This window comes from Nocardioides humilatus, from assembly GCF_008373755.1.
Taxonomy (GTDB): Bacteria; Actinomycetota; Actinomycetes; order Propionibacteriales; family Nocardioidaceae; genus Nocardioides; species Nocardioides humilatus.
The window spans coordinates 804,162-819,381 of sequence record NZ_VUJV01000003.1; the positions used below are offsets into that span (position 1 = coordinate 804,162).

Annotated in this window: 18 protein-coding genes; 11 read left to right on the plus strand and 7 right to left on the minus strand. The window is 70.6% G+C overall.

Annotated elements, in window-relative coordinates; translation table 11 throughout:
* Both F0U44_RS11800 and F0U44_RS11805 read right to left on the minus strand, forming a co-directional pair.
* Entirely contained in the window at window positions 1-1,161 is a 1,161-nt protein-coding gene (locus F0U44_RS11800) for a DNA polymerase IV (RefSeq protein ID WP_149728466.1), read from the minus strand.
* Window positions 1,162-1,180: 19 nt separating this feature from the next.
* The gene (locus F0U44_RS11805; protein WP_149728467.1) at window positions 1,181-1,531 is read right to left on the minus strand and encodes a hypothetical protein; all 351 of its coding nucleotides are present in this window, start codon (window positions 1,529-1,531) and stop codon (window positions 1,181-1,183) included.
* 241 nt (window positions 1,532-1,772) lie between these two features.
* On the opposite strand from F0U44_RS11805, the gene F0U44_RS11810 reads away from it, so the two are divergent.
* Window positions 1,773-3,017 (plus strand): HNH endonuclease signature motif containing protein, encoded by a 1,245-nt coding sequence (locus F0U44_RS11810; protein ID WP_149728468.1) that lies wholly within the window; start codon window positions 1,773-1,775, stop codon window positions 3,015-3,017.
* On the opposite strand, the gene F0U44_RS11815 is transcribed toward F0U44_RS11810, so the two are convergent.
* Window positions 3,014-4,426 (minus strand): FG-GAP repeat domain-containing protein, encoded by a 1,413-nt coding sequence (locus F0U44_RS11815; protein WP_188113439.1) that lies wholly within the window; start codon window positions 4,424-4,426, stop codon window positions 3,014-3,016. The genes F0U44_RS11810 and F0U44_RS11815 overlap by 4 nt on opposite strands.
* 146 nt (window positions 4,427-4,572) lie before the next feature.
* On the opposite strand from F0U44_RS11815, the gene F0U44_RS11825 reads away from it, so the two are divergent.
* Entirely contained in the window at window positions 4,573-6,009 is a 1,437-nt protein-coding gene (locus F0U44_RS11825; protein WP_246160428.1) for a WS/DGAT/MGAT family O-acyltransferase, read from the plus strand.
* Here F0U44_RS11825 and F0U44_RS11830 read toward each other — a convergent pair.
* On the minus strand, window positions 6,006-7,166 hold the full coding sequence (locus F0U44_RS11830; protein WP_149728470.1) for a site-specific DNA-methyltransferase: 1,161 nt from the start codon (window positions 7,164-7,166) through the stop codon (window positions 6,006-6,008). The two genes, F0U44_RS11825 and F0U44_RS11830, sit on opposite strands and share 4 nt — an antisense overlap.
* Window positions 7,167-7,274: 108 nt before the next feature.
* On the opposite strand from F0U44_RS11830, the gene F0U44_RS11835 reads away from it, so the two are divergent.
* On the plus strand, window positions 7,275-8,540 hold the full coding sequence (locus tag F0U44_RS11835; protein ID WP_188113440.1) for a phosphodiester glycosidase family protein: 1,266 nt from the start codon (window positions 7,275-7,277) through the stop codon (window positions 8,538-8,540).
* Here the strand turns inward: F0U44_RS11835 and F0U44_RS11840 are convergent.
* Window positions 8,537-8,992, minus strand: a complete 456-nt coding sequence (locus tag F0U44_RS11840; RefSeq protein ID WP_149728472.1) for a hypothetical protein — start codon at window positions 8,990-8,992, stop codon at window positions 8,537-8,539. The genes F0U44_RS11835 and F0U44_RS11840 overlap by 4 nt on opposite strands.
* A gap of 54 nt (window positions 8,993-9,046) precedes the next feature.
* Between F0U44_RS11840 and F0U44_RS11845 the strand changes: the two genes are divergently transcribed.
* Together F0U44_RS11845 and F0U44_RS11850 are read left to right on the plus strand one after the other, a co-directional pair.
* Window positions 9,047-9,637: a mismatch-specific DNA-glycosylase gene (locus tag F0U44_RS11845; RefSeq protein ID WP_246160429.1), complete on the plus strand. Its 591-nt coding sequence runs from the start codon at window positions 9,047-9,049 to the stop codon at window positions 9,635-9,637.
* A 41-nt stretch (window positions 9,638-9,678) separates the two neighbouring features.
* Window positions 9,679-10,107 (plus strand): hypothetical protein, encoded by a 429-nt coding sequence (locus F0U44_RS11850; protein ID WP_149728474.1) that lies wholly within the window; start codon window positions 9,679-9,681, stop codon window positions 10,105-10,107.
* Window positions 10,108-10,118: 11 nt separating this feature from the next.
* On the opposite strand, the gene F0U44_RS11855 is transcribed toward F0U44_RS11850, so the two are convergent.
* Window positions 10,119-10,871 carry a hypothetical protein gene (locus tag F0U44_RS11855; RefSeq protein WP_149728475.1) on the minus strand — a complete coding sequence of 251 codons (753 nt, stop codon included), beginning with the start codon at window positions 10,869-10,871 and terminating at the stop codon, window positions 10,119-10,121.
* 199 nt (window positions 10,872-11,070) lie between these two features.
* Between F0U44_RS11855 and F0U44_RS11860 the strand changes: the two genes are divergently transcribed.
* The 5 genes from F0U44_RS11860 to F0U44_RS11875 all read left to right on the plus strand — a co-directional run bounded on the left by F0U44_RS11860 (window position 11,071) and on the right by F0U44_RS11875 (window position 13,072).
* Window positions 11,071-11,430: a hypothetical protein gene (locus F0U44_RS11860; protein WP_149728476.1), complete on the plus strand. Its 360-nt coding sequence runs from the start codon at window positions 11,071-11,073 to the stop codon at window positions 11,428-11,430.
* 16 nt (window positions 11,431-11,446) lie between these two features.
* Window positions 11,447-11,941: a hypothetical protein gene (locus F0U44_RS11865; RefSeq protein WP_149728477.1), complete on the plus strand. Its 495-nt coding sequence runs from the start codon at window positions 11,447-11,449 to the stop codon at window positions 11,939-11,941.
* A gap of 105 nt (window positions 11,942-12,046) precedes the next feature.
* A complete protein-coding gene (locus F0U44_RS23730; protein ID WP_281292630.1) occupies window positions 12,047-12,178 on the plus strand; it encodes a hypothetical protein in 132 nt (43 codons plus the stop codon).
* Between the two features lie 126 nt (window positions 12,179-12,304).
* A complete protein-coding gene (locus F0U44_RS11870; RefSeq protein ID WP_149728478.1) occupies window positions 12,305-12,625 on the plus strand; it encodes a WhiB family transcriptional regulator in 321 nt (106 codons plus the stop codon).
* A gap of 6 nt (window positions 12,626-12,631) precedes the next feature.
* Window positions 12,632-13,072 carry an HNH endonuclease gene (locus F0U44_RS11875; protein ID WP_149728479.1) on the plus strand — a complete coding sequence of 147 codons (441 nt, stop codon included), beginning with the start codon at window positions 12,632-12,634 and terminating at the stop codon, window positions 13,070-13,072.
* Window positions 13,073-13,093: 21 nt separating this feature from the next.
* On the opposite strand, the gene F0U44_RS11880 is transcribed toward F0U44_RS11875, so the two are convergent.
* Complete coding sequence (locus F0U44_RS11880; protein WP_149728480.1) at window positions 13,094-13,858, minus strand: methyltransferase domain-containing protein; 765 nt, start codon at window positions 13,856-13,858, stop codon at window positions 13,094-13,096.
* 72 nt (window positions 13,859-13,930) lie between these two features.
* Between F0U44_RS11880 and F0U44_RS11885 the strand changes: the two genes are divergently transcribed.
* Window positions 13,931-15,217: an MFS transporter gene (locus F0U44_RS11885; RefSeq protein ID WP_246160431.1), complete on the plus strand. Its 1,287-nt coding sequence runs from the start codon at window positions 13,931-13,933 to the stop codon at window positions 15,215-15,217.
* Window positions 15,218-15,220: the final 3 nt, after the last annotated feature.

Genomic DNA, 15,220 nt, shown 5'->3' on the forward strand with positions numbered 1-15,220 from the left:
TCAGCTGTCGGGAGGCGTCATCTCGAGGCGTACGCCGAGCAGGCGTACGGCGCGGTCCTTCTCGACCCGGTCGAGCAGGGCCACGGCCTCGGCGGCGAGCACGTCGGGGTCGCTCGTCGGCTGCTTCAGCTTGTGGCTGCGGGTGAAGGTGAAGAACGGCCGGAAGCGGATCTTCAGCTCCACCCGGACCGCCGATCGACCCTCCGCCTCGATGTCGGCCACGACCCTCCGCGCGATCCGGTCGACGGCCTGCTCGACCTCGGACCAGTCGGCGAGGTCCTCCTGGAAGGTCTCCTCCCGGCCGTGCCCGCGGGCGACGTACGGCGTCGCGTCGACCTCGTCGGAGGCGACTCCCCTGCCGAGCCGGCGCAGCCACGGGCCGGTCGTCGGCCCGATGTGGGTGGCGAGGAGCGCGGGGTCCGATCGGGCCAGGTCATCGACGGTCTCGAGACCGAGGACGGCGAGCTTGTCGGCGGTCTTCTTGCCGATGCCCCACAGGGCCGTGGTCGGGCGGGCGCCCATCTCGTCGTACCAGGTCGCGTCGCTGATCACGTAGGTCCCGCGGCCGCGCTCCTGCCCGCCCGGTCCCGACTCCTCGCCGATCCCGGCACCGGCTTCACGAGCGAGTGCCCCGACGACCCGCTGCTTCGCGAAGCCGGTCGCGAGCTTGGCCTGGAGCTTGTTGTCGCCGATCCCGACCGCACTTCGCAGCTGGGTCGCCTCCAGCAACACCTCGCGGACGTGAGTGGCGAAGACCGACGGATCGCCCAGGTCGCCGTGGTCGGGCCCAGCGCCGACGAAGGCCTCGTCCCACCCGAGGGCCTCGACCAGCACCGGCACCCCACCCCACTCCAGACCGCGCAGCACGCCCATCACCGTGGCCGACGCCTCGTCGTAGGCGGCCGCGTCGACCGGCAGGAACACCGCGTCGACCTCAGCCTTGCGGAACTTGGCGGCAGCGGTCCGCAAGGGCATCCCCGAACCGACGCCGTGGCTGCGCGCCTCGTAGGACGCCGTCGCCACGACCCCGCGCTCGGTCGGGTTGCCCCGGCCACCGACGACCACCGGCTTCCCGGCGAGCTCGGGTCGCCGCAGCACCTCCACCGCCGCGATGAACTGGTCGAGGTCGACGTGGAGCACCCACCTCGCCGGACCAGTCATGGGTCGATGGTGCCAGGGGCTACCCCCGGAACCGGTAGTAGAGCGTCGTCTCCTTGAAGCCGGCCCACGCCTTCATCCAGGTGCGGGCACCGACCCGGCAGCGCACCCGATCGATGTGCGCGTCGTATTCATTGCACTCGGCGATCGTCTCGGAGTCGGTCGGCGGGGAGGTCTGGGTGCCGTCGAAGTGAGTGATCGTGAACCCGTTGGCTGAGTCGCCCTCGACTTGGACGATCGTCCGCGCCGGTGGCACGTAGGGCTGCGGGTCACGCACCACGTCCGGAGGAGACGACGCCCAGGCAGCGGCGCCGGAGCCGGCGAGCAGAGCCAACACGAGGGCGAGGAGAAGCAGGCGGAGAAGACGGGTCATGCGGACCTCCCGAGAGCGCGCGCCGGACAGGTTCCGACGTCGCGAGGGACGTTAGGCCGACGGCCCGGCAGGTCCCCTCCCCCTGCGCGGGCGCTGTGGAGAAGACACCACGGAGCCGCGCCCGTGCACTGTTGGCGGGCCGACCTCAGAGCTGGCCAACTTTCGCACAAGAGCGACGCTTGCTGTTTCATTTGGAGTCGAACACGTGTACGATTGAGGCATCTCGGAAAGGTAGTTGCTCATGGTCGCGCAGGTCCTCGATCCCACCCACCAAGCAGTGCTCTGCTTGCAGGCTGCGACCGCGTCAGTGACCGAAGCACTGACCTACGAACCGGTGTACATGTCAGCCGACGACAAGCGCGCCGCGCTGCTCGCGATCGCGGATCTCGAACGACGTACAGCGGCCGAGAAGCTCAAGCTGATGGCCGCCTGCGGCGATGTGGCCGACCTGGACGGTGCCCGGGATGTGGCGGCGTGGCTGGCCCAGCGCACCCAGGCCGAAGCCCGACCGCTGCGTCATGAGCAGCGCCTCGCTGAGGCGGTCGACAAGCAATGGCTCCGGGTCGCTGACGGGATGGCTGCGGGCGCGGTGTCGGTGGAGCAGGCCCACGTCATCGTGCGGTGCCTGACCGACCTGCCCGAACGGCTCGGCACCGAGATCATCGCCAGCGCCGAGATCCGGCTGGTCGAAGAAGCCCAGCGACTCAACCCCACCGAGCTCAAGATCATCGCCACCCGCATCCTCGAGCTCGTCGCCCCCGAGATAGCAGAAGCAGAAGATGCGAGGCGGCTCGAGCGCGAGGAACAGCGGGCGCGGGAAACCATGCGAGCCCGCACCAAGGATCTCGGCGACGGCACCGGCACCCTGACGGCCCGACTCCCCATCGGCATCCTCCGCCGGCTCGAGACCTACCTCCACGCGTTCACCAACCCCCGCAAAGAGACCGGCGACCCCAACACCGAGAGCGACCGGATCCCCTACCCGCGCAAGCTCGCCCAAGCGTTCTGCTCCCTGCTCGAGCACCTCGACCCCACCGCGCTTCCCCAGCACGGCGGCGTCCCGACCACACTGCTGGTCACCATCACCGAGGATTCCCTCAAGCAACGCCTCGGCATCGGCTCCATCATCGGCGGCCCCGCCCTCTCGGCCACCGAGATCCGCCGCCACGCCTGCACCGCCAAGATCATCCCCGTCGTGCTCGGCGGCAAGGGCGAGATCCTCGACCTCGGCCGCTCCAGACGCCTTCACTCCACCGCACAACGACTCGCCATCTGGCTACGCGACAAAGGCTGCCGAGCCGAAGGCTGCACCGTCCCAGCAGCCTGGACAGAGATCCACCACCTCAGACCCTGGTCCGAAGGCGGCGAAACCAACGTCGACGACGCCGTGGCGGTCTGCAACCACGACCACCACCGCATGCACGACCCCACCTACACCCACGAGATCCTCCCCAACGGAAAGATCCGCTTCCGCAAGAAGAACTAGAAGCCGTTCTGGAAGTAGAGCGCGCAATCGCCCGACGCGCACCGCGGCGCTGCCGCCCAGTCCCGCCCGGATCGACGAGCGGAGTCGAGGTCGAGCACCCGGAACCCACCGCGCCGTCCCCCGACCACGTAGACGACGTCGTCGACGCCGTCGCCGTCGACGTCGGACACCACCGAGTCGGCGACGTCACCGGCGCCATCGACCACCAGGTCGTGGCGTCGATCCCGGACGATCCGACCGTCCGCCGCGCGGAGGACCTGCGCCTCCAGGCCGTCCGGGCCCTGCCCGAGCAGCACGATCCGCGGCACGCCGTCCCCGACGACGTCGCCCACGACCACGTCGGCCGCGTCGGCGAACCGGGTCGGTCGTTCGAGCGGCGTCGCGACGAAGCCGGAGCCGGAGGACGCCAGCAGCGAGAAGCCGAGGTGAGCGGTCTCGCGAAGGACAGGGAGCGCCTCAGGCGCTCGCACCACGACGTCCGCGATCCCGTCGCCGGTGAAGTCCCCCGGCAGCACCATGGTCAACGCGTAGGTGGTCTGCGGGATCCGCATCCACTGCTGCGGCGCGGTGAAGCGACCGCCCTCGTTGCGGAGCGCCCAGATCGCCACGTGGGTCGGGTCGGTGGCGCCGTAAGCCACCAGGTCGACCGCACCGTCGCCGTCGAGATCGGCAGCCTTGAGGGTCACGAACGGCTGGCGCGGGTCGAGGCCGAGCGCGAAGTCGAGCTCGCGGAAGTCGAGGTCCTCAGAAGTCAGCGCCAGCGTGCCGTCGAGCCGGTAGGACCACGAGACCTGGTCGAGACGGCCGTCGCCGTCGAAGTCGGCCCAGGTGCGGTCGTCGTACGTCGTCTCCGGCTCGCGCTCGACGGTGAACGCCGTGCCGGTGCTCGTCAGGAGCACGCGGGAGAGGTCGCCGTCGACGCCGCTGATCGCGACGGCGTCGCCGAGGCCGTCACCGTCGAGGTCGGAGGTGACCGGCACGGCCGGCGCCTGCGGCGCAGGTGAGGTCGTGGTCGGCGGCTCGCTCGGCTCCGCCGGGACGGTGCTCGGCGTCGGTGTTGACGAAGGAGTCGACGACGGGGCGATGTCCCCCTCGGGGAACTGCCCCACGGTCGGGACGTCGACCGGCACCTTCTCGCCGACGGCGACGTCGGAGTCGTCCTGCCACGGAGCGACGACGACGAGCGTGGTGGCGGCCGCGAGGATCAGTACGAAGATCGCGAACAGGCCCATCCAGAGTCCCAGGAGCCCGCCCCTGGGCGGCGCGATCGGCGTGGTCAGGGCCGGTGACGGCGGGGGCGGAGGCGGAGGCGGCGGGACCGGCGCCGGCGGGACTGCCGGGGGCGGCGGCGGGGGTGGCGGCGGCAGCTGGGGCGTCGGTGGTGGCGCCGGCGGCTGATCGTTGCTCACGGGCCGCATCTTTCCACCGGGTGCCCCTCTTCGAACCTCGTCCCGCGAAGACAAGCGGGACGGGCCGCGCGTCGAATAGGTCGAATCGCTTGTGGCGACCGTCACCAGGGGGAAGGATCGGCGGCCAGGACGACGAAAGGTTCCCTGTGGTCTCCCTCCCCAAGCCTCGCCCGATCGACCCACCCTCAGCTGCGTTCCTGCTCGCCGAGAGCAAGAACCAGCCGATGCACGTCGGCGGACTCCAGCTCTACGAGCGGCCAGAGGACGCAGGCCCCGACTTCGTGCGCGAGCTCTTCGAGCGGGCGACGTCGAGCGATGACGAGGTCATGCCGCTCTTCGCCAAGCACCCCTACCGGTCGGTCCGGACCGCGGGGCAGCTGTTCTGGAAGGAGGACGAGCAGTTCGACATCGAGCACCACGTGCGCCACAACGCGCTGCCGAGCCCCGGCCGGGTCCGCGAGCTCCTCGACCTCTGCAGCCGGCTGCACAGCACCCGGCTCGACTGGGAGCGGCCCCTCTGGGAGGCCCACCTGATCGAGGGCCTCGCCGACGGCCGGGTGGCGATGTACACGAAGATCCACCACGGCCTCGTCGACGGCATCTCCGCGATGCGGCTGATGCAGAGCACGCTCTCGACCAACCCCGACGAGCGCGACATGGCGGCGCCGTGGGCGAAGCGGGCGATCCGCGGCCGCGCGAAGCCGGAGACCGAGACGCCGATGACCGACGCGGCGCGCACGCTGGCCAGCGTGCCGGGTGACGCACTGCGGACCGCACTGGGCGTCACGGCCGAGGCCGCCGGCATGCCGGGCGCACTGATCAAGACGTTGTCCAAGGGCATGCGCAACGAGACGTCCACGATGTCGATGCACACGCCGCGCACGATGTTCAACCGCAACATCACCAGCGCGCGCCGGTTCGCGGCCCAGGACTGGGAGATCGAGCGGATCCGCGCAGTCGGCAAGGCGACCGGCGCCACCATCAACGACATCGTGCTGGCGATGTGCGGCGGCGCGATCCGCGCCTACCTCCTCGAGCACGACGCGCTGCCCGACACCCCGCTGGTCGCGATGGTGCCGGTGGGGCTCAAGGCCAAGGAGTCCCACATTCCCTCAGCCGAGGGCGGCAACGCGGTCGGCGCGATCATGGCCCGGCTCGGCACCGACCACACCGACCCGGCCGAGCGGCTCAAGGCCGTCAAGAAGTCGATGAAGGACGGCAAGGACGCCCTGAAGTCGCTGACGCCCGTCCAGATCCTCGCGATGAGCGCGATCGGCCAGGCCCCGGCGATGCTCGGTCCGGCACTGCGGATGCAGGGCATCATCAAGTCGCCGTACAACTTGATCATCAGCAACGTGCCCGGCCCCAAGACCACGCACTACTGGAACGGCGCCAAGCTCGTCGGCAACTACCCGCTGTCGATCCCGATCAACGGCATGGCGCTCAACATCACGTGCACGTCCTACGACGGCAACATGGGCTTCGGCATCACCGGCTGCCGCCGTACGGTCCCGCACCTGCAGCGGCTGCTCACCTTCCTCGAGGACGAGCTGTCCGCGCTGGAGAAGGCCGCAGGGATCTAGCTGCTCGGACCGGGCTCCGCGTAGCCGCCGCCGACCTTCTCCGCGACCGCCTGCAACCGGGCGCGGGTGATGTCGGCGACGGTGCGGTAGCCGGCGAGGTCGGCGTTGGAGCCGGGCCGTACGGGCTCGGGGTGGTTGACCGAGAGGCAGGTACGCCTGCCCCCGTCGGCCGCGTTGGCGAGCGCGACCGCGTGCCCGGTGGTGCCGCTGCCCGCGAAGAAGTCGAGCACCCGGGCGTCGGCCGGCATCGTCTCGAGGATCCGCCTGACCAGCCCGGTCGGCTTCGGCGACTCGAAGACATGGCCGACGATCTCCTTGAGCTCGGCGACCGCGGTGTCGGTGGAGCCGATCTCCTCGGCGAGCCAGATCGTGCGCAGCTTCTTGCGACGCGCGCCGCCGACGGGGTGCCGCCAGTCGCGCTGGAAGACGTCGACGCGGTCGCCCGCGGTGCCGCGGACCCGCCGGCACACCAGGTCGTCGGGCCGCTGGTCGATCCGCGGCCGCGACCACCGCCACACGGCCGGCGCACCGTCGCCGAAGACCGGCTTGATCTCGACCGCGCCGTCGAAGGGCGTCGTGCGCACCTCGCCGGTGTCGGGGTCGCCCCAGATCGCGAAGTGGAGGGTCGGGGCGGTCAGCGGGTTGAACTTCTTGTTGGTGTTGCGCAGCGGCAGTCTGCGGTAGCGCCGACCGTCGTCGGCGACCAGCGGGAAGTCCGACTCGATCACGAGGTCGGGGCTCGAGGCGTCGAGCACGCAGCGGCGGGCGTCACGGGCGTAGACGAGGAGGTACTCGTGCGACGTGGCGAAGCCGTTGCCGAGCTGGCGACCCTTGGGGTTGAGGTTGACGACGATCTGGGCGAGGAAGTTGTCCTCACCGAAGACCTCATCGAGGAGCAGCCGCAGGTGAGCAGCCTCGTTGTCGTCGATGCTGACGAAGATCGCGCCGGTCTCGGCCAGCACCCGGCGCCCCTCGACCAGCCGGGGCCGCATCATCGCCGTCCAGGCCGCGTGGCCCTCGAACCGGTCGCGGTAGGCGAAGGCGCTGCCCGTGTTGTAGGGCGGGTCGATGTAGATCAGGTCGACGGAGCCCGCAGACAGCCCTTCGAGCACCGCGAGGTTGTCCCCCTCGGCGAAGGTGTTGCAGGGCTCCGACACGCCTCCATCATCGCTGGTCGGCCGACCCCCGCCTGACAGGTCCGACCTGCCACGCCGATGGGTCCAGCCTCCCGGGAAGGCGGGCCTGACCTTCTTAACCTTGCAGGCATGCTGCGCCGCTTCCCCGAAATCCTGGTGCTGTGCCTGCTGGCGACCGCCGGCGCCCTGGTGTTCGTCAAGAACGACGAGCCGACCAGGCCGCCCGCGGTTGAGCAGGCAACAGCAACGACGCCCCGATTCGGCCCGAAGCCCGACCCCGACGACCCCCACACCTGGCAGACCTCAGACCAGGTGCCGGGTGAGCTCGCACCACCCGCGCAGCCGGGCCAGCGCGCCGTACTGTCGCGCACGCAGCGCTTCACCTACGACCCCGTCCCCGGGGTCAACATCACCGGCTGGGACGCCCGCACCCCACGCGGACCGCTCCGCTACTACGTCACGCGGGTCAAATGGAAGACGCCCGGCCTGGCCGTCGACGTCGCCCACGGCGGCCGGTCGCGGAAGGTGCAGCCGGTCCCCGACATGCTGGCCCCGATCCCGGGCGTGGTCGCGGGCACCAACGGCGACTTCTACGACATCAGTGACACCGGCGCGCCGCTCGGCATCGGTCGCGACCGCAGCGGCCTGCTCCTCAACGCCCTCGACTCCGGCTGGAACAACGCGATCTCGCAGAACTCCGCGGGCAAGTGGCACGTCGGCACCCTCCCGATGGTCGCCGAGATCGTCGGCCACCCGGAGATCAACGTCACCAACTACAACTCGGCGCGCGTGAAGGTCGACGGCACCGGCATCTACGACTACCGCTTCGGGCGGGCGGCCGGCTGGGGCTGGACCGACGAGCAGACGCGCAACGTCCGCTGGATCCGAGTGGTGGACAACAAGGTCGTGGCGACCGGCACGACGCTCCCCTACCGCACCGGCATCGAGGGCACCCTGATCGTCGCCCGCGGAATGGTGCCCTCGCGCAACCTCGCCGCACTCACCGTCGGCTCGACGGTCCGGGTCAAGCGGCGCCTCGACGGCGACGTGCAGATGGCTCTCACAGGCAACGCGCTGCTGCTGAAGAAGCGGCAACTGCTCGCGACCGACGACTCCGAGATGCACCCTCGCACGGCGGTCGGGGTCGACCGCGACACCAAGGAGATCATCATCCTGGTCGTCGACGGCCGGCAGAGCTTCAGCCGCGGCTACACGATGGTCGAGCTCGGCAACCTGATGCGCCGGCTCGGCGCCGAGGACGCCCTCAACCTCGACGGCGGCGGCTCCACGACGTTGGCCGCGATGCAGGACGACAAGCTCACTGTGATCAACACGCCGTCCGACGGGTTCCTCCGGTCGGTGCCCAACGGGCTCGTGGTGACCTACAACCCCTAGCCGGCAGCGGGCAGGTCGACGATCGCGACACTGGTGACGGCCGCGAAGCACTCGGGGTGCGGGGCAGGGACCTTGCCCGGCGTGACGACGTAGGCTCCGTCGACCTCGGCGACCGTCGCGGACGGCGGGATGTCGCAGCTGACCTCCATCACGACCGCGCCCAGGACGCGGCCCTCCGCGGGCGGGTGCGACTGGAGCGCGGCGCGGACGTCGGAGGCGAACGGCGGCGAGCGGAACTGCTTCAGGAAGTGGCGTACGGCGCCCGCATCGTCCAGCACCGTGACGGTCTGGGCGACGTCCCCGCCCGCCGCGCTACCGCCGACGATCGCAACGACCTTCGCATCACCCGGCTCGCTCGGCCGGGTCGCCGGGTCCTTCGCCGACCCGTCGTCCTCGCTGCTGCAACCAGCGAGAGCGGCGAGGAGGACCAGGGATCCGAGGAGGGCCTTCATGGTGACTCGGACGGTAGCGCGAGGCCGATGGTTCCGTCCGGGCAAGATGGGGCGGTGCGCCGTACCTTCTCCCGGGCCGAGCTCGAGTCCTTCCGCGACGCGGAGGTCCCCGACCTGCTCCCCACCTCGCCCGGGCAACCGCTCAAGCTGCTCTTCGTCGGGATCAACCCCGGACTGTGGACCGCGGCGACCCAGACGCACTTCGCCCACCCGGGCAACCGGTTCTACCCCGCGCTGCTCCTGGGCGGCGTGATCACCGAGCCGATCGACCCTGCCGCGGGGATGACCGACGCCGAGCGCGACGTGCTCCGTGCGCGCGGCATCGGCATCACCAACCTCGTGCGCCGGGCGACGGCCAAGGCCTCCGAGCTCGACAACGACGAGCTCGAGGCGGGCGGCGCCGCGCTGACCGCCCTGGTCACCCGGATGCGGCCGACCGTGGTCGCCGTCGCGGGCATCACCGCCTACCGCACCGCGTTCGGCCGCCCCAAGGCCGTCATGGGGCGGCAGCCCGAGGACCTCGCCGGCGCCGAGCTCTGGGTCGTCCCCAACCCGAGCGGCCTCAACGCCCACGAGACGGTGGCGACCCTGGCCGAGGCGTACGGCGCCGTGGCCCGTGCGGCGGGGCTTGTGGACAACCGCTGACCTCTCTTCCACGGCGCCGCCGGCGAATCCAGGCTGGCGCCATGACCGACTCACCGATCACCAACCAGTCCGACCTCGAGCAGACCTGGCGCGGCCTGATGGAGCCGCTCGGCTTCACGCGCACGAGCCTCTGGATCGTCTTCCTCCGCCCGGACGGGCGACCGCACAAGACGCTGATCGAGGTGCCCGCGCCGGACACGATGGTGGCGCCCGATCCGACCGCTCCTGAACTGCTCGACCTTCTGCTCGAGTGGACGACCGAGCACGTTCCCGGCGGCCGGGTGGCCTTCCTGCGCACCCGGCCGGGCAGCGGCGGGCTCGATGCGAAGGACCGGCTCTGGGCGGCGGCGCTCTACGCCGCGGCCCAGCTCGCCGGGGTGCCCTGCGAGGTGGTGCACGCTGCCAACGACGACCGGCTGGTGCCGGTGCCGCTCGACGAGCTGGACGTGCCCGACGTGCTCAGTGCGTGATCAGCGCCTGATCAGCACGGCTGGCTGTTGCAGGTGCGGGTGAGCTCCTTGCCGTCCTCGTCGTAGGTCACGTAGACCGACCGGCCGAAGTCGTCGCTCGCGAACGCCCGGAACCACTCGTCGCCGCTCGACGGCTTGGACAAGAAGACGTAGCAGTCGTCCTTCTGGGCCCCGTCGGCCTCGTCGAGCACCGGGTCGCACATCCCGTCGATGACCTCGGTGTCGATCTCCTTGAGGTCGAAGGTCGGGTCGGTCGACGTACCGCGCGTCCACTCCTCGAGGTCGCCTCCGCGCCAGGTGTAGCTGATCTGGCGGTCGTCGCCCGGGTCGCCGGTGTAGGGCATGTAGACGATGATGTAGTCGGTGTAGAAGTTGACGTCCTGGACCTCGGTCGTGCCCCGCTCCTCCTCGATCTTGTCGACGAGGTCGGCGAAGTCGTCAGGGTCCTTGGCGTCGATCCCCCCGATCCCGCCGACGCCGCCGTCGACCGCGGCGAAGATCGCGATCGCGGCGAAGATGGCGACGGCGATCACCACCACCAGGATCAAGACGGGCGCACTCAGGATGGCGAGGATCAGCTTCGGGCCGCTCGACCGGGTGGCCGTGAACTGGATGCCAGAGGTCTGCGCGCTGCCGTAGGGCACGTGCGGGGTCTGCGCGTAGGGCGGCGGCGGGAACACCCCGGCCTCGGGAGGTTCGGGGTCGGGGGTGTCGTCGCCCTCGTAGACGCGCCACTTGTCAGGGGGATCCGGCTGGTCGGCCATGGGCGCACGCTAAAGCACCAGCGCCCATGACGACCATGCCCCGTCCGGATGATCCTTCGACGGCCCTGTCGCCCTGCCGCGGCGCGACGCGGTTTGAGACCGGTTTGAGACGGCGGTTCCTTACCTTGGCCGTTCCGGCGTCCTACGTTCGCTGGCGGGGGCCGATCACAGGTCGCGCGCGCGGCCGGAAGGGGACGTCATGGGTTTCTTCAGCAAGGCGAAGGAAGCACTGAGCGGACAGCAAGGACAGCCCGGCATGGTCCACGTGCAGGGCGCCGGCCCGATCGACCCGGCGATCATGGGCGGTCCGTCGACCCGCTCGGTCGCGGAGAACGACCCGATCTGGGAGCCCATCAACGGCGTCTCCCTGCAGGACTACGCCAACTGGGCGCGCGAGGCGCAGGCCCGGGGCGTCAACGACGAGGCCGGCCTGATCACCATCGCGGCCGAAGGCGGAGTGTCCGCGGCCGACGCGAAGGCCGCGCTCGACGGCTGGGTCGCCCGGATGGGCCAGTCGATGGCCGTCGGCCAGCAGTTCCGCAAGTTCCTCGGCTACTGAGAGCGGAGGGCCCGCCATGGGACTCTTCAGCGACTTCCAACGGATGTACAAGGCCAACCAGAAGCACCTGGAGCAGGAAGGCCGGCCGTCGTCGTTCTTCGGCCAGATCGCCGACATCCCCAACCAGATGCGGGAGGCGGCGGACAACACCGACCTCGGCCTACGGATGACGCGGCACCTGCAGCTCACCAACGGCGAGGGGCTGCCCGCGATCGCGATCGTCGACGGCTCCTGGCAGGTCGGGACCTACGCCAACACCTCGCCCGTTGTCAGGATCACGGCCCGGGTCGAGCGCGAGGACGGCATGGAGCCCTACGTCGTCACGACCGATCACGTCGTCGCCCAGATGAACATCCGCCACCTCCTGCCGGGCGCCAAGCTGGGCGTGGCGGTCGACCCCCTGAACCCGTCGGACTTCGCGATCGACTGGATCAGGACCAGCCAGCTCGGCCCGCCGGCCCCCGGGTCGATCCCGGGTCCGGGCGCTCCCGGAGCGCGCCGCGAAATCTGAGGCGTTAATCCGTTAGGCCGGATCGCATCCGGCCCCCTACCCTCGTTCCACGTGTGCCGGGGATGACCCGGGCGCGCCTCCAACCAACACCGAATCGAGCATGACGTGGGCACCTACCGCACCTCCATCGACGCGAACCGCAGTGCGGTCCGCGCGTCGGGTGCTGCCCACAAGTGCCCGGTGTGGGGCGGTCTCGAAGGACTCGAGCTGCCCTTCTCGTTGGAGCCGCCCGTGTAGTGCTGCACGCACCCCACGGGGCCGCTCCAGCGCTGACGCGCGCGGAGCGGCCTTTCGCATTTTTCCCACCCACCAACCCATCCACCACCAACCCATCGCCCCCCGACCCGAAGGAGGTGAACGGCGATGACTGCACGGAAGATCTCGGCCCACGAGGACCGGTTCGACACGAAGGGCGTGACCATCGCCTTCACCGCACCGACCCCGCACCAGCCCGGTCTCGTGTGGGCCTGCGCGGACCACCCCGACCCTGACGTGTTCCACCCGATCGACGAGGCCGGCCTCGCCGAGGCACAGGCGTTCTGCGCCGACTGCCCCGTGCGGGCGCTCTGCCTCGACCTCGGTCAGCGGCGGGACGAGTACGGCGTCTGGGGTGGTGTGCTCCTCGAGAACGGCAAGCCGCAGTCGGGCATCCCCCGGCGGGGCCGGCCCCCGAAGGTGGCGTGATCAGTCATGAACGTCGCACTGTTGAACGCCTCCTATGAGCCGCTGGGCACGGTGTCCGTGCAGCACGCGGTGCGGATGCTGTTCCGGCAGGTGGCGACGGTCGAGGAGGCCCACGAGGACCGGATGATCGGTCCGCACCCGTGGCCGAAGGTGATCCGGCTGGTGCGCTACATCGCTGCGAAGTGGATGTACCGCCCGGCCGGCTACACCCGGCGGGGTGTGCTGGTCCGGGACCGGCACCGCTGCGCCTACTGCGGTGGACGGGCGACCACGGTCGACCACGTCCTCCCGCAGTCGCGTGGCGGTCGCTGGACCTGGGTCAACACCGTCGCCGCGTGCGAGCGGTGCAACAACCGCAAGGGCAACCGTCTCCCGCGGGAGGCGGGCATGCCGCTGCGGTTCGACCCCTACGTGCCCACGCGGGCACAGCTCGCCGCCCTGCTGTGACGGTGCTGTTCCGACAGCCCGTCACACGACCCCGGTGGCGGTCCAGGCAGCTGCTTGGACCGTCATCGGGCCGTCGCCGTACTCCTCGCGGAGCGCGTCGACGAGGCCCGCCTGCTCGATCTTGTTGAGGCTGTGGAAGTAGGCGCCCGCCGGCCCGACCGCGAGCGTGAAGGGCCTCCACCACTCCTCGAACGTCGCGAAGTCGAGGGTCACGATCAGCTCGGTCTCGACGACGTCGCGCACCCCGGCCTCGGTGAAGATGCGCGTCAGATCGCCGGCCCAGGAGCCCGCGAGGGCGCCTTCCCCGGCGCCGTGGTCGTAGCGGCGCACGACCTTCCAGTACGGCGACAGCGCGCCGCGTTCGCCGCCGTGGTCCCACACGCACGCGGAGACCCGGCCACCCGGCTCGGTCACCCGCGCCATCTCCTGGACGCCCCGGACCGGCTCCCGCATGAAGTGCACGACCAGCTGCGCGAGCGCCGCACCGAAGGTGTCGTCGGCGAAGGGCAGCTCCTCGGCCGAGGCACGACGTACGTCGGCCATCGGGTACGACGCCGCGGTCGCCGCCACGAAGGGCTCGCTGGGGTCCACGGCGCTCACCGCAGCCTCACCGCACCGTTTCGCGAGGGTGCCGGTGAGCATCCCGGGTCCGCAGCCGACGTCGAGGATCCGCGCGCTCGGGTCGACGCCCGCCAGGCCGACGTCGGCGAACTGCTCGGCCAGCGGCAGGGAGAAGCGGCCCATGAACTGCACATAGGCCTCGGCGGCGACGTCGAAGTACGCCATGTGGCGATCGTGACACCGGCGGAGGCCCGCGACCATGACCACTTCAGGCCACCGCACCAGTACCTTCGTGCCGTGCCCACCCCCCGCCGCGCATGGCTCATCTGGGGGGTCGGCCTGGCCATCTATGTGACGGCCGTCTTCCACCGCACCAGCCTCGCCGTCGCCGGCCTGGAGGCGACCGAGCGGTTCGACCTGTCAGCGAGCCAGCTCGGAGCCTTCACCGTCGTCCAGCTCCTGGTGTATGCCGGCATGCAGATCCCGGTCGGACTCCTGATCGACCGCTTCGGACCGCGCACCGTGCTGACGGTCGGCGTGATCACGATCAGCACCGGCCAGGCAGGCTTCGCCCTGGCCACGACCTTCTCGGCGGCTCTCGGCGCGCGGGTGTTCGTCGGGTTCGGCGACGCGATGACGTTCATCTGCGTGCTGCGGCTGGTCAACACCTGGTTCGAGCCGCGCCGGGTCCCGCTGCTGACCCAGCTCACCGGCAGTACCGGGCAGATCGGTTCGATCGTCGCCGCGATCCCGATGACGTGGGCGCTCTCCGAGCTGGGTTGGACCACGGCCTACCTGATCTCTGCCGCGACCGGGCCCGCGCTGCTCATCACGCTCCTGCTCTTAGTCCGCGACACCCCCACCGAGCGCCACCACCGCGGCCACCCGATGTCCCGGCTCACGCTGATGTCGACGCTGCGCGCCTCGTGGGCCCAGCCCGGCACCCGGCTCGGCTTCTGGGTGCACTTCACGACGCCGTTCAGCGCGAGCATGCTGGTGATGCTGTGGGGCTACCCGTTCCTGGTGCTGAGCGAGGGCGTCTCGGAGACGGTCGCCGGCGCCCTGCTGAGCCTCATCATCGTCGCGGTCGTCGCCTCGGGTCCGGTGCTCGGTTGGATCGTCGGCAACCATCCCTGGCACCGCTCGACGGTCGCGCTCACGACGGTCGCGGGGATGGTGGTCACCTGGAGCGCCGTACTGCTCTGGCCCGGCGACGCACCGCTCTGGCTGCTGGTGCTGATGGTGGTCGCCACGGGCTGTGGCGGTCCCGCCTCGATGATCGGCTTCGACGTCGGCCGCACGTCCAACCCGCCCGACCGGATGGCCAGTGCCAGCGGCATCATCAACGTCGCCGGCTTCGTCGCGACGCTCGTGGCCGTCTTCGGCATCGGCGCGGTGCTCGACCTCGCGACGCCGGGCTCGTCAGACGACTACTCCGCCGGCGCCTTCCGCCTGGCGATGAGCGTGCAGTACCTCCTCTGGGGCCTCGGCACCCTGCAGATCTGGCGCTACCGCACGATCGTGCGTCGCACCATCGGCCGCGAGGCCGTTGACGGCGGCTCCACGATGCTGCCGCTCCCCTGAGCC